Here is a 394-nt window from a genome sequence, read left to right as displayed (position 1 = left end):
GTGCGGCGCCTGAAGGTCGGCAACGGCATGGACGAGGGCGTGGAACAGGGCCCGCTCATCGACGAGGCCGCCGTGAAGAAGGTGCAGGAGCACCTGCAGGACGCCGTGGACAAGGGCGCGCGCATCCTCACCGGCGGCAAGCCGCATGCGCTGGGCGGCACCTTCTTCGAGCCCACGGTGCTGACGGGCGCCACGCCGCAGATGCAGCTCTCGCGCGAGGAAACCTTCGGGCCCGTCGCGCCGCTCTTCCGGTTCGAATCCAACGAAGAGGCCATCCGCCTGGCCAACGACACCGAATTCGGGCTGGCGAGCTACTTCTACAGCCAGGGCCTCCAGCGCGTCTGGCGCGTGGCCGAGTCGCTGGAATACGGCATCGTGGGCATCAACACGGGAT

The 394-nt window shown here is 68.3% G+C and carries 1 protein-coding gene; it reads left to right on the top strand.

What is annotated here, in order from left to right:
* The coding region (locus MPC4_RS04825) for an aldehyde dehydrogenase family protein (protein ID WP_174511530.1) at nucleotides 1-394 on the top strand (394 nt) is incomplete at both ends.

The sequence above is a fragment of the Methylocella tundrae genome (genome assembly GCF_901905185.1).
Classification (GTDB): Bacteria; Pseudomonadota; Alphaproteobacteria; order Rhizobiales; family Beijerinckiaceae; genus Methylocapsa; species Methylocapsa tundrae.
This window is presented reverse-complemented; position numbering and strand designations above follow the sequence as displayed.